Consider the following 26,604-nt stretch of genomic DNA (forward strand, 5'->3'; position numbering starts at 1 on the left):
AAATTTAGTAGATTAGAAATTATTAGAATAAATAATAATATAAATTAGTCTCTATCGCCAGCTACAGCACCAAAGATTTGTAGTAGAGTTACGAAGATATTAAATAAAGAAACATATATATTAACTGTTGCTAGGATATAGTTAGTTTCTTCACCTCTTACGATAGCATTTGTTTGCCATAAGATAAATCCACCAGAGATAAATGCAAACACTAGCGAAATTACAAATCCTAAAGCAGGTATTTGTAAGAAGATGTTAAGTACTAAAGCAACTATTGCAACAATAGCACCTATAGCACAGAATGATCCTACTCTATTAAAGTTTCTAGCAGGGCTCATAGCAACTGCAGATAGACCTAAGAAGATTAGGCCTGTAGTACCAAAAGCCATCATTATAAGTTCAGCGCCATTTGAAAATTGCTGAATGTATAAGTTTAGAATTGGACCTAATGAGTACCCTAGTAAACCAGTTAATGCGAATGTTAAAACTATTCCCATAGGAGAGTTTTTAGTAGCATTGATACCAAACAATAAACCAATATAAACTACAAGCATTAGTATAGGATTTAACACTGCAGTGCCTGAGCTCATAGCAACAAAAGCCATCAAAGCACTAAATAACAATGTCATTGACAGTAACCAATATGTATTTCTAAGAACTCTATTAGCTCTTAGTACAGACTCTTGTGATAGGGAGTCTATTATACGAGTATTATTTTCAAAGTTATTCATTTTTTCTCCTTTTTTAAATGTTTTATATATGAATAAAATTCAATCAGATCTGATTATAGCATATTTGTATACTCTTAAATATGGGGCGAGAAGCTAAATTTACAAGAAAATTATTTATAGGCTAATAGAAATATCATATAAGAAGGATACGAATATTAAAGAAGAAAATATTAGGTACAGCAGACTAGTTGTGATAACTTCGTTTTTCCCACCAGCAAGTATTTTACCTAATGAAAAATATATAGGTACAATAAAAATATTTAAAACCAAAGCTAGTATTGTTGCCACAATTAGAGCTAGGTTACAAAAGAGAGTATTGTTTGTGAAAATGGCTATCATTAAAATAAAAACTCTTAAGGTTTCTATGTAGAGCATTGTCTTTATGATGTGAGACTTCGTAATTGATTCTATACGTAAAGTTATTAGTTTGAATCGCCATCCAAAATATATGATTATGCATATAAAGTATCCTGCTAATAAAAATGAGAATGTACTTAAAGGAGAGTTAAGATATTTTGGATCTACTACATTTTCATATCTAAGAAAACTAAGATAAAAGATTTTATTCGCTGCTAGAAGTCCTAGACTAAAATATATGTATTTTAGGAGGTTTGTACCACTTTCTTTATTATTTGAGATGGTAAGGATATGAAGATATATCAAAGAAATTGGTAATATGACCAAATTTATACTACTAAATACATTTAGGTTTTGTAATAAGTAAAATAAAACAAAAGAGAATATAAAGAATATTAATAATACTCCATAAAAGCTAATATCAATTCGTTCAGTTTGGTTTGTTAGAGATGTGTTAAGTTTGTAGCTGTTCTTTAAGAAAAAAACTAGTAAAAATATAGCTATGAATAAATAAAATATTTTAAAATTATATAAGTTTTTAAATATTGTAATATAGGTGATAATACCTATTGCTATACCAAGTAAAGCGCTAGAGTACACGCCTATAAACCCATACATTCTACGTAAATCTGTTTTTAGATAAAAAGCACTTAAGTTAAAAAGAAGATTAACTATTACTATAGCTATTCCAATCCATAAGACAGAACAGCTAAATAATGTTATGTTATCAATGAATGAGAGAATCATAGCTATAATTATAAGCTGTAGTCCATGAACTATTGATTTAGTTGAACCAAAAAGATAGTTGCTGATACAGCCAAAAATTCCAGCAAAAAAAATGACAAAGAGATAGTCATTCCTATTATAGAATAAATCAATATCACCATAACTATTTAGAATAGTCATGAAAGGTCCAATACATAAGCACAGGCAAAATGTCATAAAGGCAATGATATGTAGACCCTTAGGTTGCTTAAAATGAATATTTACTTGAGATATTTTTTTAATATTTCTCATTATTTAAGTACTAACTCTTGTAATTTAGTTAAATAATTCTGTTCATCTGGTAGAGTATTGTATTTTTGTGACAGCCACATTTCCTCTGCTAGATAGTCTATCATAAGATGGTGTACTTTATGCTCATCATTGTTGTTTTTACTAAGTAGCTGATGATATGTGGTATTTATCCCGATAGGGCGATTAGTTTGTACTTGTTCAATAATTGCTAAGTGAAGGCTAATATGCAAAAAAGGATTTATTTGTCCCATTTCAGGCGAATAATCTTTGTCAATGTTTTCAATAGTAATTTGTTTATGATACTCAGGGTGTAACTCTATTATTCTAGATATTTGTTCTTCAATGGCTGTGAGTGGTTTTTTATCTAAAAACTTAGCCCAACTATCTATAAAAAGCTTACGAAGTTCATATCTGTCTTGAGAGAGAATCATAAATATTTTTCCTTATCCTTAAATTCACAGTACTCAAAAATTATACAATTACGACATTTTGGTTTTTGAGCTGTGCATATATATCTACCATGTAGTATTATCCAATGGTGTGCATCTTGAAGATACTGTTTTGGAATTACATGTAAAAGTTTTTTTTCAACTTCATTGACATTTTTACCTTTGGCTAACGGTATACGATTTGTAAGTCTAAAAATATGAGTATCAACCGCCATAGTTGGTTGATTAAATGCTGTGTTAAGAACTACATTTGCAGTTTTTCTACCGACACCCGCTAGAGATATTAGATCATCGAAGTTATCAGGAACTTGGCTATCAAATTTTTCGATTAAATCTTTACATGTTGCGATCACATTTTTTGCTTTAGTTTTATATAACCCAATAGATTTAATATATTGGGCTAACTTTTGTTCTCCAAGAGCATATATTGCTTCAGGAGTATTAGCTATTTTATATAAAACTTGTGTTGCCTTATTCACACTGACATCTGTTGCTTGAGCTGATAAAATAACCGCAATTAATAGTTCAAAATTAGAACTGTATTCAAGTTCAGTTGTTGGGTTGGGATCATTTTTTTTCCAAGTTTCAAAAATTTGTATTCTTTTTTGTCTATTCATTTAAATCACAAATATAAATATATAAAGCCATATAAGCAATATTGTTGGAACTAATGTTATAAGCATTTTATTGCGAGCTTTATTAGTTAATTCTAGCTTAATCTTATTGAAGTCATTTTCTATGTTAAGAGTTTCTTCGTTATTAACTTTAGCAATCTCAACATACGTGCCAAAAATATAAGCTATTGGAGCTACTATTAGATCTATATCTGAAGTTCCTTTTTCTATATTAAAAATTGTTTTTTTACAAAGTTTGAAATTAGCTTGAATATTTAAGTCTTCATCTGAGCTATATTTTATATCTAAAGACTTGCCATTTTTTATTTTACCTATGATTTCACCATTAATAGATATATATATGTAGCCAAAACCATACTGAAAGTTTTTTGTTCTATGTATTCTAACCTTCCTCATTTCTATAAAGCCTTTTTCTTTCTATTTTTATATTTTGCTAATGAAGCTGCAATATAAGCCTTTTTATCTATTTCTTGAGCAGTAGCAATATTTTTATAGACAGCTCTTTGCTTGGCTTTTGTTTGACTTACTCTATATTTGTGGTATTCATATCTATCTCTGAAATGATTCTTCTGGTGAGTATACTGTTTCTCATAAAGATTATCAGGTTGCATATCTGTAGCTAAATCAACTAGAGATATACAATCCATAGGACATGGTTCAATACAAAGTTCGCAACCAGTACATTCTGACTCAATTATAGTGTGCATCAGTTTTTTTGAACCAACAATAGCATCAACAGGACATGCAAGTAAACATTTCTCACAACCAATACACATAGACTCATCAATCTTTGCTACAGCACGAGGTTTGTGTTGACCAAGTGAGTCATCAAGTGGTATCTCAGGTTTATTTAAAAGTTTAGATAATTCTTTTAAAGTCTTTTCTCCGCCGGTTATACACTTATTATGATTTTCGCCATTCGTAATAGCTTTAGCATAACTATAGCAGTCATCATAAGTACATTTTTGGCACTGTGTTTGCGGTAATATTTTATCTATTGCTTCTATGGATATAATCATTTTAATATAGTTCTATATTTGTTTTGGTTTCTATACTTTTTATGTAACTATTAATATTATCAGGAACCTCAAGTAAATCCCTAGCCATGGTTAGTATGAAGAATATTGGAAAAATATTTATATCATCCCAAGAAAAATTATCTCCATTGATGAAAGGTATTTTGACAAAAGGTTCTATCTCTTTGAGGATTTTATTAATTTCTAAAATTGAGTCGTAGGGAGGATTTTTAAGTAAAGAATCAAAATCCCCAATGTATTGAGATTTCTTGTTTATAAAATACTCTTTTGCACTTTGTGTTGGGAAATCACATTCATTACGAGGGTGATGAGGAATGCGAGGGTATACTATCCTACGATAATGCTCAGCTAGTTTAGCAACAGACTCTTTGGCGTAATTATCAATCGTTGATTCTGCTATCTCAAAATTTTGAGTGCGGGCTATAAACTTACAGATTTCATCACTCTCTATTATAAAAGTACCATCGTCTTTCTCTAGAAAAGGAACTTGCTTAGAGCCAATTCTGTCTATATGAGATTTTTCATCATCATTCGCTAAGATTATCATCTCATAGTCTAATTTGCTAAGATCTGCCACTAGTCTAACTTTTATACAATACGGGCAGTGATGGTAAAGATATATTTTCATATTTTATTAGTATTTTCAAATCTATGAGGCTAATTATATCATTTATCACAATTAGATAAATGTCTTAAAACATTATTGATATGAGATATTTTTAGTGATTATAATTATTTTTAATAGATATTAAAAAGTTATATTGGCAGGAGAGTGCTTCCAATAGTCTTGACTTTTACCCATTTTATAGCCTAATTCGTATAACTGATTCATTTCTAGATTATCAAATGGTTCTTGTGATATCGGATTGTAACTATATGGGATGTATGTGAAATTATATTTAAAACCATCTTTCATGCTTAGGTAATATATTCTGAACAAATCACCTACACCTTGAGATGTAGTTAAAGTGAATAGAGCTTTAGTTCCTATTGATAAAAAACTTTGATCAACAGGAACATAATCTTTATGAATTTTGCTATTGCGAATTATATATAATGATTTATCAATTTCATCATGATAGTTGATTTTGTTTAAAGCCTCTGAAAAATCAACACTAAAACCGTATAAAAACACCTCTGTCATCATACCGCCATCAACATGTAATTCATCATAGTCTTTGTGGTCTACTTTGACATCAAATTTTACTGGAGGAAACGCTACAGGTATAGATGCAGATGCTAGTAATATCTTTCTGATAAGTGCTAGAGATTTTTCTTTATCTGGTTGGATTGCAATCTCTCCAATATTCCAGATATTGACTCTTTGGTTGTCAAGGTTAGTCGTACCAACATATAATCTTCTGCCTTGATTATGTGCTTTGATAATATCCATTAGAACTTCTTCAGTTAGATATTTTTCAATAAGTTTTTTTAATGGCTCTGTGGAAGCTAGTGATGAAGAGTTACCTAATATAGCATCAGTAATATTAATTTCAAACACATCTTTAGCTGAAATTGTTGTAAATGCTTCTTTTAATCTTTGATCATATTTCTCACCTAAAAAAGCAAACGGTGCTACTAAGGCTCCAGTGCTAATACCAGTAACTAAATAGAATTCAGGCCTTTTGCCAGACTGGGACCAACCATTAACAATTCCTGCACTGAATGCTCCATCACTACCTCCACCTGAAAGTGCTAAAATATCTATTTTAGGATTGCTATCTTGGCTTGATAAATACTTTACTAGACTTTGCTCTAAATCTTTTTGGAAAAATTGATTTTTACCATATCCGTGAGCTCTAACTGTTTCATAGTCCTTTATATTTGCTTTTTGAGCATATTCTTTTGGGACGGGATTCCTATTTACAGAACAATTAGTAAGAATTAGAGTTAATAGTATTAAAAATATATTTCTGAGTATAGTCATAATAAGTTATTTAGTGTTTTCTGGTTAGTTATTATTATCTACAGATAGAGCAGGTAAGTTGCTAATCTAAAAGTCATTAGATGATATCATAATTTATGATTAATATATAAAATTAAATCTTTATTTTTATTTAATAGAAAGTTCTTCGCTATAATTCTATATTTCTTTTTTATTAAATACGTAATAGTATAAAAATATTCTATTTTCTAAAGAGCTTATATGTTAAAAGATTTAAGAACAAAACAAAGCTTTACAATTGCTGCTATAACATTTTGGGGTCAGTTTGCCACTTACAGTTTCAATGCTATTTTAATTTTGTATCTGACAAAGTCTGTACTAGATTATGGTATTGGTTTTTCTGAGAGTCATGCTTACTCATTTCAGGGTATTTATAAAGCAATGAATTATGCAATTATTATGTTTGGTGGATATATCGCGGATAGATACCTTGGTTTGAGAAGATCAATATTCTGGGGTAGTTTACTATTAGCTTTTGCATACTTAGCTGTATTTTTAAGTGGTTTCATGGTCCATGTAAGTAGTGAATTTTTTATTTTTGCATTTGCTTTGGTTCCAGTCTGTGGGTCATTATCAATGGGTACTGCATCTGCAATGGTTTCTAAAATTTATAGCACAGATCCTGTTCATGCAAAAAGTGGTATGACTATGTTTTATATATCTATTAATTTAGGTAGTTTGTTAGCATACTTAGTAGCACCCTCATTGATAGGATATCAATTTGGTGCTCTAGCTGTATTGGGTATAGTCTTTGTTGGTAAATTAATAGCTATAGCAAACTTTTCTTATAGGTATAAAATTTATGATAATGTTGTTGATGAAGCTGACAAAAGTCCGATGACGATCATAGCCAAGAAGGTCGTTTTAGGGTATTTAGCCATAGTATATATTTTTACAGTAGTTTGTTATCACTACCCGGATTATGCAAATGTTGTAGTTGCAGGTATTAGTATACTTTGCTTAGTGATATTTTTATTTAGAACAATTTTTTTCTTAAAAGAAGATGTACGGATTAAGCAAATAGTAGGTTTGATATTAATAATTGTAGCTGTAGTATTTTTTGTTATCTATAATCAGATGGAATCTACTCTTGTTATGGCCGCAAAGAATAATTCTGATCTTTTAATGTTTGGCTTTAGTGTCAATCCAGCAAGCTATCAAATGGTTAATCCAATTTTGATAATATTTGGTGGGATGCTACTTATAAGAATATATCCATTGTTACCGAGATTTTATATACCTTACCAATTTGCAGTAGGAGTTTTGTTAGCCGCTATTGGTTTATTTGTAATGTATTATGGCTTCTCTCATGATAATAATGGGATCATAAGTGGTAACTATATTACTTTATCATATATTTTGATTTCCATATCAGAGCTATTTGTAAGTGCGATTGGTCTTAGCATGATAGGTATTTATTGTGATGGTAAGACTATAGGTTTTGCTATGGGTGCATGGTATATATCTGCTTCTATGGCAAATTCTATTACAGGATTATTAAACCAAGTTGTTGCTCTTCCAGAAGATGGAATCAGCACAGTAGAGAGTGCTAGTTTGTATCAGACTTATTTTTTTGATACAAGTATTAGTGTTATGTCTATAGGAATATTTGTACTTGTACTTGCATATTTTTTGATAAGATTTATGAAAAGAAGGAAAATAGATTTTGTGTAAGTATTAGCCTAAGTCAGGAGCACTAAAGCTTCTTTTAGCAGCTTCTTGGTCCAACATGTATAAACCACCATCTTTAACTAGCTTAATTTTGTTTATCATATCGTTAACAGTAGCTTCTTCTTCAACCTGTTCGTCAATGAACCACTGTAAGAAACTCTTAGTAGCATGTTCTCTTTCTTCTAGTGCTATATCCATCAAGCTATAAAATCTATTAGTAACTTCTTGCTCGTGCTCAAGAGTTGCTTCAAAAGCCTCAAGCAATGAGTTGAAATGATTCTGAGGAGCAGAGACAGATTTAACTTCTATGCGACCATTTTTGTCGTTTATGAATTTCATAATTTTTTTAGCATGGAAAAGCTCTTCTTCATACTGCGCCATAAACCAATTAGTAAAACCACCAAGGCCTAAATCTTCAGTATATCCAGCCATCGCTAGATAAAGATTAGCTGATTCAAGTTCATAATTAAATTGATCATTTAGAGCATCTAATAATTTTTGTGATAGCATGACATTTTCCTCATTATTTATAATTTACGGATTAAGTTTAAATGTTTTTAGCATCATCTGCAAATTTATAGGCGAAATGATTTTTGAATATTGGATAAGTTATTTTTGTTGAGAATATAATCTTAAAGTAAATATTTATAAATAGGAGTTTATATTTTATAATGTAGTCAAAATTACGGATTTATAAAAGTTTCAATAATTACATGAAAGAAATATCTAGTATAAAAGTGAAAGTTGAGAGTGGTACAAAATATACTACAGACCATGGTTTCCACGCTGTCAAAGATGGTATTAGAAACAAAAAAGAAAATTCTGTACATATACGCAAACCAGAATGGTTAAAGGTAAAGAAGCAAGATTCGAAAGAGTATTTGAAAGTTAAGTCTATAACCAAAAAACATAAATTAGCAACTGTTTGTGAAGAAGCAAAGTGTCCAAATATTAATGAGTGTTGGTCTCATGGAACAGCTACAATTATGCTAATGGGAGCAGTGTGTACCAGAGCATGTAAGTTTTGTTCTGTTGATACGGGTAACCCAAAAGGTTGGCTAGATAAAGAAGAACCTCAGAATACAGCAGAAAGTGTTAAACTTATGAATCTAGAGTATGTTGTATTAACATCCGTGGATCGTGATGATTTAGAGGATGGTGGAGCTGGACATTATGCTGATACAATAACAGCTATCAAGAAACTAGATGAGAATATAAAAGTTGAGGCTTTGACTCCTGATTTTGCGGGAGTTAAACAGAATGTTGATAAAATCATTAATACAAAAGTTGATGTAATAGCTCAAAATATAGAGACTGTAGAACGTTTGACGCATCCTGTACGTGATCCTAGAGCTGGATATTGGCAAACACTAGAGTTTTTGAGATATGTCAAAGAAAAAGCACCTAGTGTACTAACTAAAACTAGTATTATGGTTGGTCTTGGTGAAACCGATGAAGAAATTTATAAGACAATGGATGATGCTCGAAGTGTTGGAGTGGATATAATAACTCTTGGTCAGTATATGCAGCCGACAAAGCATCATCTAAGTGTGGAGAGGTTTGTAACTCCTCAGCAGTTTGAAGAATATCGTAAGATTGGTCTTGAAAAAGGATTTTTAGAAGTTGCCTCTGGCCCAATGGTTAGATCAAGTTATAGAGCTGATAGAGTTTTCAAAAGAAATAATCTAGATTTGTAAATAAAAATGTAAAGGTGAGTTTAAAATGTCAAAAATAGCGGTAGTGTTATCTGGTTGTGGCTATCTAGATGGTTCAGAGATACAAGAAACTGTTTTAACTATATTAGCTTTAGAAAAACAAGGTGTAGAGTGGCAGGGAGTTGCTCCTAATAAAAATCAAAAGCATGTTATTAATCATTTGCATCAAAATGTAGATAATAGGGCATCTCCGCGTAATATTTTAGAAGAGTCAGCACGAATTACTAGAGGCAATGTTATTGATATTGCAGATGCAGATAGTGATGAGTATGATGCAGTAATTTTCCCAGGTGGTTTTGGAGCTGCTAAAAATATTATGGATTTTGCATTTGTGGGTGATGAAAGCTATCAGATGGATGAAGATGTATTAACCTTTGCAAGAGCATTTTATCTAGCTGATAAGCCAGCAGGTTATATCTGTATTGCTCCTTTGATGATACCTTTAGTTTATCCAGAAGGTACAAAAGCAACCGTAGGAACAGATGATAATACATCAGCAATCTTAGAGAAAAAAGGTGCAGAAGCTGTTATTATGGATGCAACAGATATATGTGTTGATGAGTCTGTAAAAGTTGTATCAACTCCAGCGTATATGTGTGCTAAAAATATTTTAGAAGCATCTCAAGGTATTGATAAATTAGTAGAAAAAGTGGTTAGTTATATATAAATTAAAATAGGTGTAAAAATGGCAGGTCATAGTAAATGGGCTAATATTAAGCATAAAAAAGCTAAAGAAGATGCTAAAAGAGGAAAAATTTTCACAAAGCTTATCCGAGAAATAACAGTTGCTGCAAGATTAGGTGGGGGCGATAAAGATGCGAATCCACGTTTGAGAGCGGCTATAGCAACAGCTTTTGCAAATAATATGAGTAAAGATACTGTTGAAAGAGCTATACTAAAGGGAGCTGGTGGAGATGATGGCGCTAATGTTGAAGAAGTGCGCTATGAAGGCTACGGACCTGGTGGAGTTGCTATAATAGTAGACTGTATGACTGATAATCGTAATCGTACAGTTGGTGAGGTTCGTCATGCGTTTACAAAAAGTGGTGGTAATTTGGGCACTGATGGTTCAGTTGCGTATATGTTTACAAAAAAAGGTATCATCTCTTTTGCTCCAGGAGTTGACGAAGATGCTCTTATGGAAGTGGCCCTTGAAGCTGGTGCAGAAGATATTATTACTCATGAAGATGGAAGTATTGATGTTTTTACAGCACCTAATGACTTCTCAGATGTGCAAGAAGCATTGGTAGAAAAAGGATTTGAATCTGAAAGTGCTGAAGTAACTTTTGATGCTGAAACAAAGGCTGATATGGAAATTGAAGTGGCTGAGAAAGTTATCAATCTAATTGATAAGTTAGAAGATCTTGATGATGTGCAGAATGTATACTCTAATGCCAACTTCACTCAAGAGATTATGGAGCAATTAGGCTAAATATTCTATAGTAATACATTATGGTTTTTATTCTAAAATATTATACATAATTTATAAAAGCTTCTATCTATTGAGAATTATCTATAATAAAATTCTTCTAAGTTTGTGTAACAAAAATCTATAAATGGTAATCCTAGGAATAGATCCTGGTTCAAGAATAACAGGCTTTGGAGTTATAAAGATACAAGATAACAAAGTATACTATGTGGCAAGTGGCTGCATTCGTATTACGGAAACTGGTACTGCTAAAAGGCTCAAACAAATCGCCGATGGCATCACAGAAGTTATAAACATTTATGCTCCAGATGAATCTGCTATTGAGCAGATATTCATGTTTCAAAATCCTGGTGCAGCACTTAAGCTTGGACAAGCTCGAGGTGTAGCAATGTGTACTCTTGCTATTAATAACCTTGAAGTATCAGAATACTCAGCTAAGCAAGTTAAACAAGCCGTAGTTGGAACAGGTGGCGCAGCTAAGTCTCAAGTCCAACATATGATACAGTCAATATTAGGCTTAAGTAAAAAGCCACAAGAAGATGCAGCAGATGCTTTAGCTATAGCAATATGTCACTATCATAGTAGTAAATCTCTAGCTAGAATCGCTGGAGCTAGTCGAGTTGTACATAAAAGAATCAAATAGTATAAAAAATAGTTGACCCTAACCTTTGGTAATACCTTAATATTCCAACATATGAAAAAGAAAAAGGTTTTTTATGCAGTGGTATACAAAAGAAATTAGCAAATTGACAAATGTATCTGTCAAAACTTTACATCATTATGATAGCTTAGGCTTGATAGTTCCTGTACGTAATATAAATGGTTATAGGATTTATACTGAAAAAGATCTGTTGAAACTTCAAAACATAATAGTTCTAAAATCATTTGGTTTTAATTTGAAGCAAATAAAACAGATTTTAGATAAGAAGTTAGATATTAAAGAGAGTTTTTTACTGCAATTAAAGACCTTGAAAAAGCAAAAAGATCAGCTTGAAGAGTTAATAACTATACTTTCTAAATTTACAGAGCAAGATGATTTTAAACCTTTTGATATAAGTAATATATTTAATATGATTAAGGAGTCTAATATGTTAGAGGTTTATGAAAACTCTCTTGAAGAGGTTTTAAATGATCTAGAAAAACAACAATATAATCAGTTAAAGCAAGAGAAAAAAATAACAGAAGAGGCTTTCAACAAAAGATGGAAAACTCTTTGCGAAGAAATTAGTCTAAATTTAGATGAAGATCCTTTTGGTGAGTATGGTATTAAGATGGGTGAGAAAATTCATGCAGCTGTTTATAATCTTTATGGTAGGAGGTATGCGGGCTTAAAACATACTGTATGGAATAAAGGTTTTATGACTGGGAAACTTGAAAGCAGTATAGTTACTGAGAAAGTCATTAATTGGATAGATAAAGCTATGCAAGCTTACTTTTCAGTTAGATTAAAAAGCATATTTATTGGTCTGGAGACTAAACAAGATAGTCTTGTAGCAGAGCAGTTTGGACAGCTATTAGATGAAATGTTTGGCAATGAAGATAGTTTAAAACTAAACTTTTTTGAACAAATGTTTAATCATAAGGAAGTACCTGAAAAAACCAAAAAATGGGTCAAGCAAAATCAAAAGATCTTTTTATAGCTAATAGATTGATAAAATATTTGTTTATATAGTCTTCAGTGCTTATAATGGCGTTATTAAGATGATAATCAGTTTTATAAAATGAATTCAAAATACTATTTTAGAGCTTGTACAGTTTGGCTTATTGGTGCAACATTTTTCTTTTATGAGTTTTTCCTAAGAGTATTACCAAATTCATTACATCAGGAGATTATTGATAGTTTTCAAGCAACAGCATTCAGTTTTTCATTATTTGGTGGAGCTTTTTATCTTTGTTATTCTGCCTTGCAAGTTCCAGTAGGATTTATATTTGATAAATATGGTATAAAAAAATCATTATTCTTTGCTACTATTGCATGTGCTTTAGGTGCTTTATTATTTTCTCTTACATCTAGTATATATGTTGCAATCTTTGCTAGATGTTTAATGGGTATTGGTGCTGCGTTTGGTTTCTTAGGATTGTTGATAATTTCAACACAATGGTTCCCTGTTAGATATATGGGAATTCTGTCAGGCTCTACTCAGATACTTGGAACTCTTGGTCCAATTTTAGCTGGTGGGCCATTATTGTTTTTTGTTAGCTATTTAGATAGTTGGAGATTAGTAATATTAATATCTGCTATTATTGGAATTTTTTTGGCCGCTCTAATTTTAATTTTTGTCAAAGAGGGCGCTAAAGCTGCTGAAACTCTAAGTAAACAAGAAGTAAATAGCGAAATTAAAGGTAATCTTTTAAATAAGAATCTAATTACTATATACGTTTATGCTTTCTTTATTTACTGTTCCATACCTACTTTAGGAGCTATATGGGGAGTAAGTTTGCTAGAAACTAAAGGTTTTACTGCAACTCAGGCATCATATTCTGTTGCATTTTTATGGTTAGGATTGGGTATTGGTAGTCCATTTTTTGGGTTTTTATATGACAAGTTTAAAAATAGAATTAATATGTTGTTCGTGGTATCTCTACTAGGATTTGTCTGTGTTTGTGTATTATTGTTTGTACAGTTAAATCACCTAATGAGCATGATAGTATTATTTTTGATAGGATGTGCAGCAGCAGGTCAGACGTTATCTTTTACAGTAATTGCTAATTATAGAGCAGAGAAACCAAAGTCGATATTTTTTGGTATAAACAATACAGCTGTTATGCTTTCAGGATTTGTTGTTCCTTTAGTCGTTGGAGTTTTGGTGAATAGTTTTGATTTAGATATTTCTGTTGCTCTTATGACCCTACCAGTTGCATTCTTAGTTGCACTTATGGTTAGTTTGAAGTTAAATACAATTCAAAAGTGCTAAGGAACTGATAATGATTAGTTTTATTAAAGGGACTTTAATCGAAAAAGATCCAACAGCTTTACTTATAGACGTAAATGGTCTTGGTTATGAGGTTTTTGTACCAATGACTACGTTTTATTCTTTAGGAGAGCTGAATAGTCAAATTAGTCTTTATACTCATTTTGTAGTTCGCGAGGATGCTCAACAGTTATATGGTTTTAAATCAAAAGTTGATAAAAAAGTTTTTCAAGAGCTAATAAAAGTAAGTGGTATAGGTGCTAGAACCGCTATTGCAATATTATCTGGTATGGATTCTATGACACTTCTGCATTGTATTGAAAATAAAGATTATGGATTATTAGCTACTGTACCTGGTATTGGTAAAAAAACCGCAGAACGTCTAGTTGTTGAGATTTATGATAAACTATTGAAAATGGCAAATGAAATTTATAGTCAATCATCTGATACATCTACAAATTCGAATACAAGTAGTGCTCAACAGAGCCAAACTCCAGCTGCTATTTCAAACTCAATTTTTGGTGAATCAGTAGATGCTCTTTTAGCTCTTGGTTATAAACAAAAAGACGCAGAGAAAATGATTCGTGGTACTATTGGAGAATCAACAACAGCTGCTGAGGCAATTCGTAAGGCTCTTCAAGGGTCTATAAGATCAAAAAATAAATAATCTAAGGAATCTAAAATGATATTAGCTATAGCATTGATAGTGCTATTAGTCATCTGTGGCATAGTGCTTTTTTTTAATCTTAATAAAAAATCTAAAGAAGCAAAGCATATTCGTGCTCAATTTGATGATTACAAAAATTTAGTACAGCAAGAATTGTTGTCTTTGCGTAGCAAAGAATTAACTCTTGATACACTTTTAGATCAAGAAAAGCAAAAGAATTTAGAGTTAAAGCAAGATAATACTCTACGTATAGATGAGCTTAAGCAGGAGCTCAAAGAAGAGAGAGAAAAATCTTATAGTTATATCGAAGAAATAAAAAACTACAAATCTCAAGTATCAATGCTTGAAACTCAGCTTAAAGAACAGAATAATGCGATGCAAGATAAATTAGAGCTTCTACAAAATAGTGAGACTAAGTTAAAAACTGAGTTTGAAAACTTAGCTACTAAAATCTTTGAAGATAATTCAAAAAAGCTTAGTGAGCGTAATCAAGAAAGCTTAAGTAGTGTTTTAAATCCTGTACGCGAGCAACTTAAAGATTTTAAGCAAAAAGTGGAAGATGTCTATGATAAGGAATCTACAGCTAGAGGAGCTCTACAAAATGAGTTGAAAAGTCTTAAAGAGTTAAACCAAAAAATGACTGTTGAAGCTCATAATCTGACAAATGCTCTTAGAAGTAGTACAAAGCAACAAGGTATCTGGGGTGAGATGGTACTTGAGAATGTTCTTGAAAAGTCTGGACTAAGAGAAGGCTTTGAGTACTTCAGAGAAAAACATACTACCGATGATGAGGGCAAAGCATATCGTCCTGATGTGGTTGTTAAATTACCTGATAATAGAGATATTATTATAGATGCTAAGACTTCGTTATTTGCGTACAATGATTATATGGCTGCAGATGATGAGCAAAAACAAACTCATTTAAAAGCCCATATTTGCTCTATTAGAGAGCATATTAGAGGTCTTTCTAATAAAAATTATGAAAATTTAAAAGGTATAAATTCATTAGATTTTATATTTATGTTTATACCTGTAGAAGGAGCTTTGCTATTAGCATTAGATAACGATACTAATCTTTATGATGAAGCATTTAAACAAAAGATCATCTTAGTTAGTCCTACAACTTTATTAGTAGCATTACGAGCTGTTGAAAATACTTGGCGTTATGAGAAGCAAGCTCAAAGCATTACAGACATTTATAGTAGAGCGGAAGAGTTGTATAAGAAGTTTGTAGGTTTTGTTGAAGATTTAGAAAAGGTTGGTAAATCTATAAATGATGCTAATAAATCTTATGAGAATGCTTTTAATAAGTTAAAAACTGGTCGAGGAAATTTAATTGGTCAAGTTGAAAAGCTAAAAGTAATATCTAACATAAAGCCTAAAAAAGAGCTTGATAATAATTTAGTTGAAAATGCTATGGGTGATGGTGAGTAGGGAAAATGAAGATTTTTAAAGAATATATTTTTATAAAGTCTTTTTGGCAGTATCTTGGTCAGTCACAAGACAAGAATTATCGTATTTTACATATTGTAGTAGGTATGGCTGTTTTATTTCAGATTATAAATAGTAATTTTGTGCATACTAAATATGGACTCAATTCATGGGCATATATTCATATGCTTAGTGGGCTAGGGTTAGCCGTGTTAAGCGTACTATTGCTTATTATGTCATTAGACAAAAGAGGTATGAGATACTATTTTCCATATTTGTATGGTGATTTCTCAGCGCTTAAAGAAGATCTACTAGAGTTAAGAAAATTTAAATTACCTAATGCTCGTAGTGGTAGTCTTGCTGCCATAGTCCAAGGTTTAGGTTTATTAGCTTTAACTCTGGCATGGGTTACAGGATTTTTTTGGTTCACAGCTTGGAACTATCAGTCAGCATATATTGATAATTTAAAAGCTATTCATAAAACACTAGTTGATCCTGTTGAGATATATATCTATGCTCATGCTCTAATGGGTATTTTGCACTACATTTTACAAAGATACTTTCCAGATAGAATTAGTGGAGTTAAATAATATTAAGAAATTTTTTTTGATAAAGGCTTCAGAAAATCATTAATAGTGCAATGATTTTCGATAGGATGGCGAAGGTTTTTGTCTTTATTGATACTGTAATGGTTATTTCTGCCAACTTTTTTTACTTTTAAATAGGCTGTCTCGGTTAGGTCACTTAGAATATTTAGGACTGCTCTTTCAGTGATCCCAACCTTGATAGCCATATCTCTAATAGTTATGTTTGGGTTACTATTAATGAGACATAACACGTGTGAATGGTTAGTCAGAAAAGTCCAACTTTGTTGTTTCTTAGTAGCCATTATCTATACTTTAGATTATCAATTAGTTAATTATACTGGAGAATATGGCAAAGATGAATGGTGAAGCACAATTTGCAACTCCCCATTAGCATTTGGTTTGAAGCCCATGGTGTAATTAGCTATTACCTTTGTGCCATCAGTTTGAGTTAGGTGTTTATTACCCATGACTATACCTATATTATCTTCAACAATATAGCCAGTATTTTCAAACTGTAAGTCAGCCCATGGACCAATAGCAAAACCATTATCTTCTGGGTATTTATCATTACCAGCCACAAAATAAGATACTGCACCATCTAAGTCACCTCTAAACATTTGTTTAGAAGCAAGAGTGGGCTTAAAAAGAACGTCACTATTATCATAAGCATACATATTTTTGATAAAGTTGTGAGCTAGTTTCTTATAGTCTCCTCCTTCTCTATAAGTCCTAGAAATCTTTAGAAGTCCATCTTTCCATTTAGCTAGTGCGTTATCTATATCTAAACTAGTCATATTTTTCTCCTCTCTCCAAATATGAAATTAAATATATGTATTATATTTCGTGTATTATAATTCATAATATTTATTTGTAAATACAAAATTTAAAAAAAATTATTTTTTAGTATGTGCTTTGTAATTATTTAATTGATTTTCTAAGGCTATATATTAAAAATTAGATTATCTATACTTTTAAGAAAAGTTAATTATTCCAGTGTAATTTATCCACTGTTTCAAGTATTATATAGGTAATTATTTTTACTATTTTATGATATGCACAACCATCCTTCTATACTTGTTTTTGTTCTAGTAATGCTTGGAATTTTGATAGTAACAATTACTTTGAAAAAATTAAAGCAGCCGTATGTGGTAGCATATCTACTAACAGGAATTTTGCTAGGACCATACGGTTTAGAACTAATTCAAGATCAAGAAAATCTTGCTCAACTTGGTGAAATTGGTGTAATACTATTGTTATTCTTTGCGGGTATGGAAGTTTCTCCTAGAAAATTTGCTGAAAATTGGAAAGTTCCAACTATAGGTACAATACTTCAGATAGTAATAACCAGTTTCATTGTGTCTATTGTAGGTATGGTTTTAGAGTGGAGCTTGGCAAAGATATTATTATTTGGTGCTGTGATTAGTTTAAGTAGTACAGCAGTTGTTCTTAAACTACTTAATGATAGTGGCAGCATGAAAACTCGTTTGGGACAAAATGTACTTGGAGTGTTGCTTATTCAAGATTTAGCAGTTGTTCCAATGTTGATAATATTGAGAACAATTGGTGGGGAAGAACCGTCTATCAGTCAGATATTAATACAAATTTTAGGTGGTGTATTTGTTATATCAATAGCCACCTTTATGGCGATTAAAAAGAATCTAAAAATACCATTTATTAGTGTTCTGGGTAAAGATGAAGAAATGCGAGTTTTTGCCGCTTTAGTTATTTGCTTTGGGATGGCTGCATTTACCGAATCTTTAGCATTATCTTCCGCTTTAGGAGCATTTATTGGTGGGATGATTGTGTCAACTGTTGAAGAAACAGAATGGGTAGGCCACAGTTTATCAACAGTTAAAACAATTTTTATGGCATTGTTTTTTATATCTATTGGTATGCTTATTGATTTGAATTTATTTTGGAATCATATTGAACTTTTTATTTCTCTTCTTTTGATAACATATATGCTCAATACTACAATAAATGCCCTGATTTTTAAGGCCCTTAGACAAAGGCTTGATGAGGCTTTAATTGGTGGTGCAATGTTATCACAGATTGGAGAGTTTAGTTTTGTACTTATTTCTATGGGTTATGTTTCTGGAATTCTGACAAATTCGCTTTATCAGTATTGTATTACTCTTATATCTTTATCGCTACTATTTAGTCCATTATGGATTAGTGGAGTTAATTTGTTTATTAATAAGACTATTAAAAAGAAGTGTTAAGTTTGATTATTTTTACTAATTCGTTTAGATATAGTTGTTCTATTTCTTTTTTATCGTCCGAGAAACAGTAGAAATAAGCTTGTATATTTAGGGTATCTGTTTTGTCTGATAGAGTTTTAATCTCAATATATGGTGCGAAATCATTAATGCCATATTGCCTAAGTTTATGCTTAGTGACTAAATTACTTTGAGTAAAAGTTTCGTTAAACAAATACTTCTCAGAAATTATTGCTCGGATAGTTAAGTCTAGAGAATCTCTAATTTTTAAAATATCACTATCAGTACTTATCAAAAAAGGAATTTTATTTAAGGAAATATTCTCTTCACTGGTAAAAGTAGATATAACATTTGTTATAATTATTGAATTAGGGAATTTTAATAGTTTTCCGGTAGTTTTTTTATCTCCATGTTCGACTGTCTCATACATTCTGAAATAAAATAGTTTTATTTCAGTAACACAGCCATGATACCCCATGATTTGTATATAGTCGCCCTCAGAAAATAGGCTTCTCCAGTTAATAATTATCCAACCTACTAGATTCATAACAGTTTCTTTATTAACGATTATAAGACCAGCAGCTACTAAGCTTAACATTGTAAGTAAATTAGTGATTCCACCAAGCCATATTTTTATTATTATAAGAGAAAAAATAATTATGCTTATGTATATTGTACGAGATTTTAGCTTACTAATTTGTTTTTCAGAGGTCTTACGTTTTTTCAATATGTGAAATACTACTGTAGCAATTATAGTTATAAAGATAGCCATAATTGCTGTATCTATAGTGTTCAAAAAAAGCTCATTGTTTAAGGTCATGTTACTAAATTGGTATTTGTATTTTATGTAACAGTATATTATTAATTTTATGGATTTTAAATTTGTATATCTTAATGGCGTAAAAAACTGTATTAATAAGCTTTACAAGTAACATAAAAGTTTTGATATTTAATCGCAAAACAGAGCTTTTTTCTATATCCTATAAGTTATGGTTAAATAATAATATCTATTGGCTAATGAAGACTCATAAATATAGTCTACTAGTGGGGTGGGGGATTTGGATCGTTGCGGCGATTTTCTATGGATTAGACTATTTTCAGCATACTGCACCAAGTGTTTTAATCAAACCAATATCTATTGGAATGGGAGTGGGTATAGAAGATATTGCTTATGTGATGAGTATATATTTTCCTATTTATGCAATATCTCAAGTTCCTGCAGGTATTCTATTAGACCGGTTTGGTTCTAGGATAATGTTATCAATATCTTGTTTAGTTATGAGTCTGGGGATTCTATTATTTGTATATGATCCAAATCTAAGCACAATGCTAATAGGTAGAGTTCTTATTGCGATAGGATCTGCAGTAGCTTTTATAGGTACATTAAAAGTAGCTGCTGATGTTTTGCCAGAGAGGGTGTTTCCTATTGCTGTTGGTCTAACTAATACAATCGGGGTACTAGGTGGTATATTTGGTCAAGTATTATTAAATCATTTAGTGATCCTTCATGGTTGGCAATCAGCTTTAGCCTTAATAGGCTATTTTGGTATTTTTTGGAGCATAATAATTATTGTATTCTTAAAATCATCAATAAACATTGAAAATTCAACTAAGAATTTTAAGTATTTAAGTTTCACACAAAGCTTAAAATTGCTTCTAAACAAGAAACTGTGGTTATTAGCAATTTATGCAGGATTAATGGTTGGTATTGTTGTTAATTCGTTTTCAGAGCTGTATGATGTTTTATTTTTAGAGCAAGCCTATAATCTATCACAGCACACAGCAGCACAAATAAGTGTAATGATGTTCGTAGGTATAGCAGTTGGTGGGCCATCGCATGGTTTTATTGCTAGTCTATTTGGTGAAAAGAGAATATGGATGTTAATTTGTAATTTAATTACTTTATTAGCATTTTCGTCTGTAATTATATTTGCAAGTTCCATTACAGTTAGCTACCTATATATTATATTCTTTATAATAGGATTCTCGGTTTCTAGTATGCTTTTAGCTTTTTCGGTAGTGGAAGAAATATTTCCCGCACAGATTAAAGCAACAGCTCTAGCTATTGTTAATATGGTCATAGGGTTATGCGGAGCAATATTTCAATACTTAATTAGTTATATTAGTGTATATCTTAATGGAGGACCGTTAACTGGACAGGTAGATATAAATGTTTTTGATAGGGCGTTTTTATATCTTATTGTACCTTTATTTATAAGTACTTTAATAATATTCTCATTGGTTATAGAAAAATATAGAATGCGAGAGATTAGTTTAGATAAGCTAAGCAAGTTTTAAAAATATCTTATTTCATGTCTACAAATATTACTTCTTTCTTAGAGCGACAGAATGTTTCTTTAATAAAAAATATACTTATTAAAATACCTAAGGCAGTAAATACCAACAGTAAACTTAAACTAGTCTGGTAGCTAACTACAGATGGGTTTTTTCCTTGATTAGAAAATAAGTCAAAGACTTCACTAATAATAGGCGAACCAACTCCTACTGATAGCATGATAAGAAAGTTATTAACTCCCAATGCTGCCGCTCTACATCCAGAACTAGATTGTTCAGCAATAATTGCGAATCCTATACTCTGCCCACTCGCCCCTAAGCCTAAGCAGATAAATGATAAATATAATATTGTTTGATTTATTGGGAAGAAAATAATTGTAGCTAACGAAACAAAAGTCAAGCAGATAGCAAAAATCATAACGGGCTTTCTTCTTTTTATACGATCAGATATTGCACCAAGACTAGGACAGCCAATACCATAGCCTAACCATGCTAAGGTGATCAAATAAGAACTAAATTTAGCATCAAAGCCATTTAAAGATAAAAAGCTTTTTGTAGCATTTTCAGAAAGATATTCTATAGCTAAGTATGTAGTAGCTGAAAAAATAGCAATTAACCAAATTTGTTTATTGGAGAATATACTTTGAATCTCTTTCATCACAGATGTTGGAGTATTTAGAATAATAAATCTATTTTTACTAGAGTCGCCAGATTGATCATTATTTTTTACTAAAACTATGGTTACTCCAGCTAAAATAATTCCTATTATTGCTAGAGCAATAAATACATAACGCCAGTCTACACCTCCAGCTTGTGACAAAGACTCTAGCGGGCCTGCTGCGATCATTGGACCTAGTACTCCGATAAATTGAGAAAGACCTATAAACAAACCAATATGTTTATGTGGAAGCCAATCATATACAGCAATTAATAAACAAAGAAAGCCAAAAGATGCTCCAAAACCTATCATAATCCTATAAATTAAAGCAGCTGCAAAGCTACTTGATAAAGCGAATAGCCCAACACCTAGAGCACATACTAATATTGCAAGAGTTAGAGCTTTTTTTAGCCCAAGCTTATCTGTGATAATACCTACGGGAATTTGCATGATTCCATATGTAAGCTGATAAGCCGTAGAACTAAGAATACTAAAAGTTAGTATGCTTAAGTCAAGGTCGGATATTATTTGATGTTCGAATGTACCTAGTATAGTTCTCAATAAGAACTCGTACATAAAAAATACAGCACAAGTAAGCCATATAGTGATTGCTAAAAAAGATAATTTATTATTCATCGCTAAAACTTTCTTTTGCTATTTCTTCCCAATCTTCTATTTTTGCTTCTGCTTTTTCATCATCTTGAAATGAAGAAACTTTAAATACTAAATCGCCTTCTTTAATCATAGGGTAGTTGTTAATACCTAATATAATTCCATCGATAGGAGACTTTAAGCTAACACTATCATCATTGCCAAAAGGGTCTATTAGTTTACCAATCTTTTGATCTTCTTTAACTCTTGTGCCAAGTTCTATTTCCGTTCTTAAAATTCCTGGTTTATCAGATATCGTCCATTCAGTATCTTCTGAAACAAGAGGCTTAACTTGCTGGATAAAATCCTGATCTTTTAGCAGATTAATCTTGCGCATTACATTTTGAATACCTGCTGTACCAACATTTATAGCCTCTTCACCAAATTTATTAGCTTCTCCAGCTTCATAGCATATAAACGGTATATCTAGATCTTGGTGGATTTTACGAATACTAGAACGATTCATATTTACAGCAGTAATAACCGGTGCTTGAAAGGCTCTAGCCATTTTGACAGACTCTTCATCTTCAGCATTAAAATATACTTGTGGCAGTATTTCATGATTTAATGCACCTGTCTTAATTTGTACAGAATAGTCAGTTTTTTTGATTATTTCTTGAGTTATTCTATATGCATAACGATGCATGTATGAACCAGATTCATCACCAGGGAAGGCTTGTTCGAGCGTTGGGTTGTGTTTGGCAGCATGTACTAGACCAAAGACATTTAACACTGGAATGGCTATTATTGTTCCGTGTAGCTCTTTAGGATTAGTTTTTTCTAGAACAGAGTTAATTATTTCGATACCATTAAACTCATCGCCATTAACCATACCAAAAATTAGTATACAAGGACCTTCTTTAACGCCGTTAAGAATCTTAATTGGTAAATACATAGGTGCACATGAATATTGGCTAGGTAGTGGCATCGCCAAGGTAGCCATTTCTCCGGCTTGGAAAGTATTATCAAAGATTTTGAATTTCATAAAGTAATGTAGATTAGAAATGTTAGATTTTAGTTGTACGGGTAGTATAACAAAGACACAATCTTAATTCAAAATAGAGGGTAGTATCTAGCAAATAGCAAAATAATAGATAAAAACTCATTTTTAGGCTTTTTAAAATATCTAAAAAACATTAGAATTATGATGCGTTAGGTGTGTGAATTTTTTAAAAGGTTGTTTAGGTATGTCTGAAGATTTGATGATATTTAGTGGTAATGCTTCTAAGAAGCTTGCTTGTGAGGTTGCTAAGGAGTTAGGGGCAACTCTTGGTAATGCTACTGTTGGTAGATTTAAAGATGGAGAGATACATGTAGTATTGAATGAAAATGTCCGTGGTAAAGATGTTTTTGTTATTCAATCAACATGTCCTCCATCTGATAACCTGATGGAGCTAATACTTCTAATAGATGCTTTGAAAAGATCATCAGCGGAGAGAGTAACAGCTGTATTGCCATATTTTGGATATGCTAGACAAGATAGACGATCTAAATCTGCAAGAGTACCAATATCTGCTAAGGTAGTGGCTAATCTTCTCCAAGCTGTTGGCTTAGATAGAATATTATCCGTTGATATTCATGCTGAACAAATTCAAGGTTTTTTCGATATTCCATTTGATAATGCCTTTGCGACAAAAATATTTCTAGAGTATGTGCGCAAGAATCCTGAAAAATACGAAAATATAAAAATAGTCTCACCTGATATGGGTGGGGTAGTGAGAGCTAGATCGGTAGCTAAGAATTTGGGTGTTGAGATTGCAGTTGTAGACAAAAGAAGACCTAAGCCAAATGTAGCAGAGGTCATGAATATAATTGGCGATGTTGAAGGTAAGCATTGTATATTAGTTGATGATATTATGGATACGGGTGGAACAATGTGTCAAGCTGCAAAAGCACTAGTTGAAAAGGGTGGCGCGGCTAAAGTTTCTGCTTTTTGTGTACATCCTCTGTTATCTGGTGATGCAATCAAAAATATCGAAAATTCTGCTATTGAAGAACTTATAGTTACTGATTCAATTCCTCTCAAGCCTCATGCTGAATCATGCAATAAGATAAAGGTGATAACCTTAGCTCCTTTACTTGCACAAATTGTAGAAAAAACTAATGGTGAAGAGTCTGTGAGCGATATCTTCAGAATAGATGGATTAGTTGATTAATATCTTGAATTTATTATTATAGCTGACTATAATAGCTCAGTTAATCTAGGGTCGCATAGATTAATATATTTGTTTAAACGAAAATAAAGGAATTTAACAATGGCAAATTTTGTTTTGAAAGCAGCTAAAAGAGAAGATTTAGGATCTGGTGCGAGCCGCCGTCTAAGAAGAGCGGGTAAAATCCCTGCTGTTATATATGGTGGTGACAAAGAAGCAGTATCTATAGTATTAGATCACGATAAAGTTTTACACTCTACAGAAGACAAAGCATTCTTCTCAAGTGAAATCACTTTAGAGATTGATGGTCAAGAAGAAAAAGTAATCATCAAAGCACTACAAAGACATCCATATAAAGTTAAGCTTGTTCACGCTGACTTCATGAGAGTATAATACTTCTCTCTACAAATCATTTCTGATTATATTTTTTATTATCAAAGTTCTTATGTTAAAATAAGACTTCGCACTATCTTTATTATTATCTAATTAGATGAGTACTTACACCGTAATTATTATTTTATTTATTCTTATTGGTATTTCAGCTTTTTTTTCAAGCTCAGAAACAGCTATGATGGCTTTGAATAAATATAAGCTTAAACATTTGGCAAAAAAGAATCATCGAGCAGCTAAAAGAAGTCTGTCTTTAGTTCGTAATCCTGAGAGATTGCTAGTTGCGATACTTATTGGAAATACTTTTGCGAATATATTCGCTGGAACAGTTATCTCATCATATTCAGAAGATCATTTTGGTGACATTGGTTTATTGATAGCAACAATTGTTGTTACAGTTTTAGTTTTAGTTTTTGGTGAAATAATTCCAAAGTCTTTTGCAGCCGTATATCCACAAAGGTTAGCTTTTCCATTTTCATTACCTCTAAAAATAATAATGGTATTGCTATATCCTGCGGTAGTTTTTCTCAGTATGGTTTCAAAAGTAACCTTAAAGCTTTTTGGTATAAAGATTGAGCCTGTAAATAATGAGTCTTTGGATAAAGAAGAAATACAGACTGTTGTAAATGAATCAAATGCAAAACTCGGTGTTAAAAATAAAAATATGCTTATAGGTGTCTTAGAGCTTGATAAAGTTTTGGTCCAAGAGGTTATGACTCACTTTAATAAAATAGAATATATAGATCTGAGCAATTCTATAGATAAGATTTTGGCTAGAATAGCAAAAATGAAATCGTTGAATATTATTTTATGTGAAAATGGAGTTAATAATGTTATTGGTGTCATAAAGCTTAAAGAAATAACTAATTTATTGATATCAACAAAGAGATCACAAATAACAAAAGCAAGTTTACGTAAAATTGCTCATCAAGCATATTTTATACCTGAGACTGTCTCTTTACAGACTCAGTTGGTTAATTTTCAATACAAGAGTAAACGGTTTGCTATTGTAGTTGATGAATACGGCGATGTTTGTGGTACTGTTACTATAGAAGATATTATGGAAGAAATTGTTGGAGAATTCTCTGATAGATTTGATATGAATAATAATATTCGCAAACTTGAGGAAAATAGTTATTTAATAGGTGGTAGCGCTACACTAAGAGAAATAAATCGTCATATAGGGATAGAGTTTGAAAGTGAAGATGCTAAAACTTTGTCAGGCCTTATAATAGAAGAAATTGAGAACTTACCACAAGGACCTTGTTGTATAAAATATAATAATATCTTACTTGAAATAACGAATATTAGAGATAACAAAATAGTTTCTATAAAATTAACTACCACTCTAGAAATATAAAATAAATTTTTGTTATTAAACGTTCATCCTATTCCAGTTTATATTCTGCATAAAAGGACTTGGCTGAGTAAAGCCAGTTTCTTCATAGTACTGACCTTGATATGTATATGGACTAGTTTCCATCTGTTCAACACTTTGTTGAAAGTAACCATGAATCAGATCATCTTTATCATAGTCTGGATTATAGTATGTTCCGCTAGGTTGATAATTTGGGTAGGTAAAAGAAGTATTGCATCCAACTATACTAACGACTGATAACCAAACTAAGCAGTTATTAATTATTTTTTTAGGCATT

At 31.5% G+C, this 26,604-nt stretch carries 30 protein-coding genes; 15 read left to right on the forward strand and 15 right to left on the reverse strand.

The features are described 5' to 3' along the window. Positions 1-44: 44 nt before the first annotated feature. From FQ699_RS03950 to FQ699_RS03985, 8 genes are all read right to left on the reverse strand, one after another. A complete protein-coding gene (locus FQ699_RS03950; RefSeq protein ID WP_146421216.1) occupies positions 45-731 on the reverse strand; it encodes a Bax inhibitor-1/YccA family protein in 687 nt (228 codons plus the stop codon). A gap of 114 nt (positions 732-845) precedes the next feature. Beyond that, positions 846-2,105, reverse strand: coding sequence for a hypothetical protein (locus FQ699_RS03955; protein ID WP_146421217.1), 1,260 nt, complete (start codon positions 2,103-2,105; stop codon positions 846-848). After that, a complete protein-coding gene (locus FQ699_RS03960; RefSeq protein ID WP_146421218.1) occupies positions 2,105-2,536 on the reverse strand; it encodes a DUF1841 family protein in 432 nt (143 codons plus the stop codon). Before FQ699_RS03960 ends, FQ699_RS03955 begins: the two co-directional genes overlap by 1 nt. Next, positions 2,533-3,171 carry an endonuclease III gene (nth, locus tag FQ699_RS03965; RefSeq protein ID WP_146421219.1) on the reverse strand — a complete coding sequence of 213 codons (639 nt, stop codon included), beginning with the start codon at positions 3,169-3,171 and terminating at the stop codon, positions 2,533-2,535. Before nth ends, FQ699_RS03960 begins: the two co-directional genes overlap by 4 nt. Further along, positions 3,172-3,585, reverse strand: coding sequence for a hypothetical protein (locus FQ699_RS03970; protein ID WP_146421220.1), 414 nt, complete (start codon positions 3,583-3,585; stop codon positions 3,172-3,174). Between the two features lie 2 nt (positions 3,586-3,587). Next, positions 3,588-4,208 carry an RnfABCDGE type electron transport complex subunit B gene (locus FQ699_RS03975; RefSeq protein ID WP_146421221.1) on the reverse strand — a complete coding sequence of 207 codons (621 nt, stop codon included), beginning with the start codon at positions 4,206-4,208 and terminating at the stop codon, positions 3,588-3,590. A gap of 1 nt (position 4,209) precedes the next feature. Next, complete coding sequence (grxB, locus tag FQ699_RS03980; RefSeq protein ID WP_146421222.1) at positions 4,210-4,854, reverse strand: glutaredoxin 2; 645 nt, start codon at positions 4,852-4,854, stop codon at positions 4,210-4,212. A 120-nt stretch (positions 4,855-4,974) separates the two neighbouring features. Further along, entirely contained in the window at positions 4,975-6,153 is a 1,179-nt protein-coding gene (locus tag FQ699_RS03985) for a patatin-like phospholipase family protein (protein WP_146421223.1), read from the reverse strand. Between the two features lie 219 nt (positions 6,154-6,372). Between FQ699_RS03985 and FQ699_RS03990 the strand changes: the two genes are divergently transcribed. Then, complete coding sequence (locus tag FQ699_RS03990) at positions 6,373-7,845, forward strand: peptide MFS transporter (protein WP_146421224.1); 1,473 nt, start codon at positions 6,373-6,375, stop codon at positions 7,843-7,845. A 3-nt stretch (positions 7,846-7,848) separates the two neighbouring features. Here FQ699_RS03990 and FQ699_RS03995 read toward each other — a convergent pair whose 3' ends face one another. Continuing rightward, a complete protein-coding gene (locus FQ699_RS03995; RefSeq protein ID WP_013923318.1) occupies positions 7,849-8,352 on the reverse strand; it encodes a ferritin in 504 nt (167 codons plus the stop codon). A 203-nt stretch (positions 8,353-8,555) separates the two neighbouring features. Here FQ699_RS03995 and lipA point away from each other — a divergent pair, with 203 nt between their 5' ends. The 9 genes from lipA to FQ699_RS04040 all read left to right on the forward strand — a co-directional run bounded on the left by lipA (position 8,556) and on the right by FQ699_RS04040 (position 16,586). Further along, positions 8,556-9,539, forward strand: a complete 984-nt coding sequence (lipA, locus tag FQ699_RS04000; protein ID WP_146421225.1) for a lipoyl synthase — start codon at positions 8,556-8,558, stop codon at positions 9,537-9,539. Positions 9,540-9,564: 25 nt separating this feature from the next. Beyond that, positions 9,565-10,224, forward strand: coding sequence for an isoprenoid biosynthesis glyoxalase ElbB (elbB, locus tag FQ699_RS04005; protein ID WP_146421226.1), 660 nt, complete (start codon positions 9,565-9,567; stop codon positions 10,222-10,224). 18 nt (positions 10,225-10,242) lie between these two features. Further along, entirely contained in the window at positions 10,243-10,989 is a 747-nt protein-coding gene (locus tag FQ699_RS04010; RefSeq protein ID WP_146421227.1) for a YebC/PmpR family DNA-binding transcriptional regulator, read from the forward strand. A gap of 124 nt (positions 10,990-11,113) precedes the next feature. Continuing rightward, positions 11,114-11,629, forward strand: coding sequence for a crossover junction endodeoxyribonuclease RuvC (gene ruvC / locus FQ699_RS04015; RefSeq protein ID WP_013923314.1), 516 nt, complete (start codon positions 11,114-11,116; stop codon positions 11,627-11,629). A gap of 73 nt (positions 11,630-11,702) precedes the next feature. Beyond that, a complete protein-coding gene (locus FQ699_RS04020; protein ID WP_146421228.1) occupies positions 11,703-12,626 on the forward strand; it encodes a MerR family transcriptional regulator in 924 nt (307 codons plus the stop codon). Positions 12,627-12,707: 81 nt separating this feature from the next. Beyond that, positions 12,708-13,901 (forward strand): MFS transporter, encoded by a 1,194-nt coding sequence (locus FQ699_RS04025; RefSeq protein WP_146421229.1) that lies wholly within the window; start codon positions 12,708-12,710, stop codon positions 13,899-13,901. Between the two features lie 10 nt (positions 13,902-13,911). Then, complete coding sequence (ruvA, locus tag FQ699_RS04030; protein WP_179951661.1) at positions 13,912-14,565, forward strand: Holliday junction branch migration protein RuvA; 654 nt, start codon at positions 13,912-13,914, stop codon at positions 14,563-14,565. Between the two features lie 15 nt (positions 14,566-14,580). After that, on the forward strand, positions 14,581-15,999 hold the full coding sequence (locus FQ699_RS04035; protein WP_146421231.1) for a DNA recombination protein RmuC: 1,419 nt from the start codon (positions 14,581-14,583) through the stop codon (positions 15,997-15,999). A gap of 5 nt (positions 16,000-16,004) precedes the next feature. Beyond that, entirely contained in the window at positions 16,005-16,586 is a 582-nt protein-coding gene (locus FQ699_RS04040) for a cytochrome b/b6 domain-containing protein (protein ID WP_146421232.1), read from the forward strand. Between the two features lie 2 nt (positions 16,587-16,588). Here the strand turns inward: FQ699_RS04040 and FQ699_RS04045 are convergent, their stop codons facing one another. Both FQ699_RS04045 and FQ699_RS04050 read right to left on the reverse strand, forming a co-directional pair. Beyond that, positions 16,589-16,885, reverse strand: coding sequence for a helix-turn-helix transcriptional regulator (locus FQ699_RS04045; RefSeq protein WP_146421233.1), 297 nt, complete (start codon positions 16,883-16,885; stop codon positions 16,589-16,591). Positions 16,886-16,915: 30 nt separating this feature from the next. Continuing rightward, entirely contained in the window at positions 16,916-17,377 is a 462-nt protein-coding gene (locus FQ699_RS04050) for a metal-independent carbonic anhydrase family protein (protein ID WP_146421234.1), read from the reverse strand. Between the two features lie 258 nt (positions 17,378-17,635). Between FQ699_RS04050 and FQ699_RS04055 the strand changes: the two genes are divergently transcribed. Continuing rightward, entirely contained in the window at positions 17,636-18,805 is a 1,170-nt protein-coding gene (locus tag FQ699_RS04055; protein ID WP_146421235.1) for a cation:proton antiporter, read from the forward strand. Here the strand turns inward: FQ699_RS04055 and FQ699_RS04060 are convergent. Beyond that, positions 18,789-19,622, reverse strand: coding sequence for a mechanosensitive ion channel domain-containing protein (locus FQ699_RS04060; RefSeq protein WP_146421236.1), 834 nt, complete (start codon positions 19,620-19,622; stop codon positions 18,789-18,791). The genes FQ699_RS04055 and FQ699_RS04060 overlap by 17 nt on opposite strands. A gap of 197 nt (positions 19,623-19,819) precedes the next feature. On the opposite strand from FQ699_RS04060, the gene FQ699_RS04065 reads away from it, so the two are divergent. After that, positions 19,820-21,100, forward strand: a complete 1,281-nt coding sequence (locus FQ699_RS04065; RefSeq protein ID WP_146421237.1) for an MFS transporter — start codon at positions 19,820-19,822, stop codon at positions 21,098-21,100. Between the two features lie 7 nt (positions 21,101-21,107). Here the strand turns inward: FQ699_RS04065 and FQ699_RS04070 are convergent, their stop codons facing one another. Together FQ699_RS04070 and FQ699_RS04075 are read right to left on the reverse strand one after the other, a co-directional pair. Beyond that, positions 21,108-22,391 (reverse strand): MFS transporter, encoded by a 1,284-nt coding sequence (locus FQ699_RS04070; RefSeq protein WP_146421238.1) that lies wholly within the window; start codon positions 22,389-22,391, stop codon positions 21,108-21,110. Continuing rightward, on the reverse strand, positions 22,384-23,391 hold the full coding sequence (locus FQ699_RS04075) for a succinylglutamate desuccinylase/aspartoacylase family protein (protein ID WP_013923302.1): 1,008 nt from the start codon (positions 23,389-23,391) through the stop codon (positions 22,384-22,386). The genes FQ699_RS04070 and FQ699_RS04075 overlap by 8 nt, the downstream gene beginning before the upstream one ends. A gap of 202 nt (positions 23,392-23,593) precedes the next feature. On the opposite strand from FQ699_RS04075, the gene FQ699_RS04080 reads away from it, so the two are divergent. The 3 genes from FQ699_RS04080 (at position 23,594) to FQ699_RS04090 (ending at position 26,309) form a co-directional block, all read left to right on the forward strand. Then, a complete protein-coding gene (locus FQ699_RS04080; RefSeq protein WP_013923301.1) occupies positions 23,594-24,562 on the forward strand; it encodes a ribose-phosphate pyrophosphokinase in 969 nt (322 codons plus the stop codon). 99 nt (positions 24,563-24,661) lie between these two features. Beyond that, positions 24,662-24,952 carry a 50S ribosomal protein L25 gene (gene rplY / locus FQ699_RS04085; protein WP_013923300.1) on the forward strand — a complete coding sequence of 97 codons (291 nt, stop codon included), beginning with the start codon at positions 24,662-24,664 and terminating at the stop codon, positions 24,950-24,952. A 97-nt stretch (positions 24,953-25,049) separates the two neighbouring features. After that, complete coding sequence (locus tag FQ699_RS04090) at positions 25,050-26,309, forward strand: HlyC/CorC family transporter (protein ID WP_146421239.1); 1,260 nt, start codon at positions 25,050-25,052, stop codon at positions 26,307-26,309. A 15-nt stretch (positions 26,310-26,324) separates the two neighbouring features. Here the strand turns inward: FQ699_RS04090 and FQ699_RS04095 are convergent, their stop codons facing one another. After that, the gene (locus tag FQ699_RS04095; protein ID WP_013923298.1) at positions 26,325-26,603 is read right to left on the reverse strand and encodes a hypothetical protein; all 279 of its coding nucleotides are present in this window, start codon (positions 26,601-26,603) and stop codon (positions 26,325-26,327) included. Between the last annotated feature and the right edge of the window lies 1 nt (position 26,604).

This window comes from Francisella salimarina (assembly GCF_007923265.1).
Classification (GTDB): Bacteria; Pseudomonadota; Gammaproteobacteria; order Francisellales; family Francisellaceae; genus Francisella; species Francisella salimarina.

Bases quoted from the DNA above. Each gene is read 5' to 3' on its own strand.
- FQ699_RS03950 (WP_146421216.1), bottom strand. From the start codon at position 731: ATGAATAACTTTGAAAATAATACTCGTATAATAGACTCCCTATCACAA.
- FQ699_RS03955 (WP_146421217.1), bottom strand. From the start codon at position 2,105: ATGAGAAATATTAAAAAAATATCTCAAGTAAATATTCATTTTAAGCAA.
- FQ699_RS03960 (WP_146421218.1), bottom strand. From the start codon at position 2,536: ATGATTCTCTCTCAAGACAGATATGAACTTCGTAAGCTTTTTATAGAT.
- nth (WP_146421219.1), bottom strand. From the start codon at position 3,171: ATGAATAGACAAAAAAGAATACAAATTTTTGAAACTTGGAAAAAAAAT.
- FQ699_RS03970 (WP_146421220.1), bottom strand. From the start codon at position 3,585: ATGAGGAAGGTTAGAATACATAGAACAAAAAACTTTCAGTATGGTTTT.
- FQ699_RS03975 (WP_146421221.1), bottom strand. From the start codon at position 4,208: ATGATTATATCCATAGAAGCAATAGATAAAATATTACCGCAAACACAG.
- grxB (WP_146421222.1), bottom strand. From the start codon at position 4,854: ATGAAAATATATCTTTACCATCACTGCCCGTATTGTATAAAAGTTAGA.
- FQ699_RS03985 (WP_146421223.1), bottom strand. From the start codon at position 6,153: ATGACTATACTCAGAAATATATTTTTAATACTATTAACTCTAATTCTT.
- FQ699_RS03990 (WP_146421224.1), top strand. From the start codon at position 6,373: ATGTTAAAAGATTTAAGAACAAAACAAAGCTTTACAATTGCTGCTATA.
- FQ699_RS03995 (WP_013923318.1), bottom strand. From the start codon at position 8,352: ATGCTATCACAAAAATTATTAGATGCTCTAAATGATCAATTTAATTAT.
- lipA (WP_146421225.1), top strand. From the start codon at position 8,556: ATGAAAGAAATATCTAGTATAAAAGTGAAAGTTGAGAGTGGTACAAAA.
- elbB (WP_146421226.1), top strand. From the start codon at position 9,565: ATGTCAAAAATAGCGGTAGTGTTATCTGGTTGTGGCTATCTAGATGGT.
- FQ699_RS04010 (WP_146421227.1), top strand. From the start codon at position 10,243: ATGGCAGGTCATAGTAAATGGGCTAATATTAAGCATAAAAAAGCTAAA.
- ruvC (WP_013923314.1), top strand. From the start codon at position 11,114: ATGGTAATCCTAGGAATAGATCCTGGTTCAAGAATAACAGGCTTTGGA.
- FQ699_RS04020 (WP_146421228.1), top strand. From the start codon at position 11,703: ATGCAGTGGTATACAAAAGAAATTAGCAAATTGACAAATGTATCTGTC.
- FQ699_RS04025 (WP_146421229.1), top strand. From the start codon at position 12,708: ATGAATTCAAAATACTATTTTAGAGCTTGTACAGTTTGGCTTATTGGT.
- ruvA (WP_179951661.1), top strand. From the start codon at position 13,912: ATGATTAGTTTTATTAAAGGGACTTTAATCGAAAAAGATCCAACAGCT.
- FQ699_RS04035 (WP_146421231.1), top strand. From the start codon at position 14,581: ATGATATTAGCTATAGCATTGATAGTGCTATTAGTCATCTGTGGCATA.
- FQ699_RS04040 (WP_146421232.1), top strand. From the start codon at position 16,005: ATGAAGATTTTTAAAGAATATATTTTTATAAAGTCTTTTTGGCAGTAT.
- FQ699_RS04045 (WP_146421233.1), bottom strand. From the start codon at position 16,885: ATGGCTACTAAGAAACAACAAAGTTGGACTTTTCTGACTAACCATTCA.
- FQ699_RS04050 (WP_146421234.1), bottom strand. From the start codon at position 17,377: ATGACTAGTTTAGATATAGATAACGCACTAGCTAAATGGAAAGATGGA.
- FQ699_RS04055 (WP_146421235.1), top strand. From the start codon at position 17,636: ATGCACAACCATCCTTCTATACTTGTTTTTGTTCTAGTAATGCTTGGA.
- FQ699_RS04060 (WP_146421236.1), bottom strand. From the start codon at position 19,622: ATGACCTTAAACAATGAGCTTTTTTTGAACACTATAGATACAGCAATT.
- FQ699_RS04065 (WP_146421237.1), top strand. From the start codon at position 19,820: ATGAAGACTCATAAATATAGTCTACTAGTGGGGTGGGGGATTTGGATC.
- FQ699_RS04070 (WP_146421238.1), bottom strand. From the start codon at position 22,391: ATGAATAATAAATTATCTTTTTTAGCAATCACTATATGGCTTACTTGT.
- FQ699_RS04075 (WP_013923302.1), bottom strand. From the start codon at position 23,391: ATGAAATTCAAAATCTTTGATAATACTTTCCAAGCCGGAGAAATGGCT.
- FQ699_RS04080 (WP_013923301.1), top strand. From the start codon at position 23,594: ATGTCTGAAGATTTGATGATATTTAGTGGTAATGCTTCTAAGAAGCTT.
- rplY (WP_013923300.1), top strand. From the start codon at position 24,662: ATGGCAAATTTTGTTTTGAAAGCAGCTAAAAGAGAAGATTTAGGATCT.
- FQ699_RS04090 (WP_146421239.1), top strand. From the start codon at position 25,050: ATGAGTACTTACACCGTAATTATTATTTTATTTATTCTTATTGGTATT.
- FQ699_RS04095 (WP_013923298.1), bottom strand. From the start codon at position 26,603: ATGCCTAAAAAAATAATTAATAACTGCTTAGTTTGGTTATCAGTCGTT.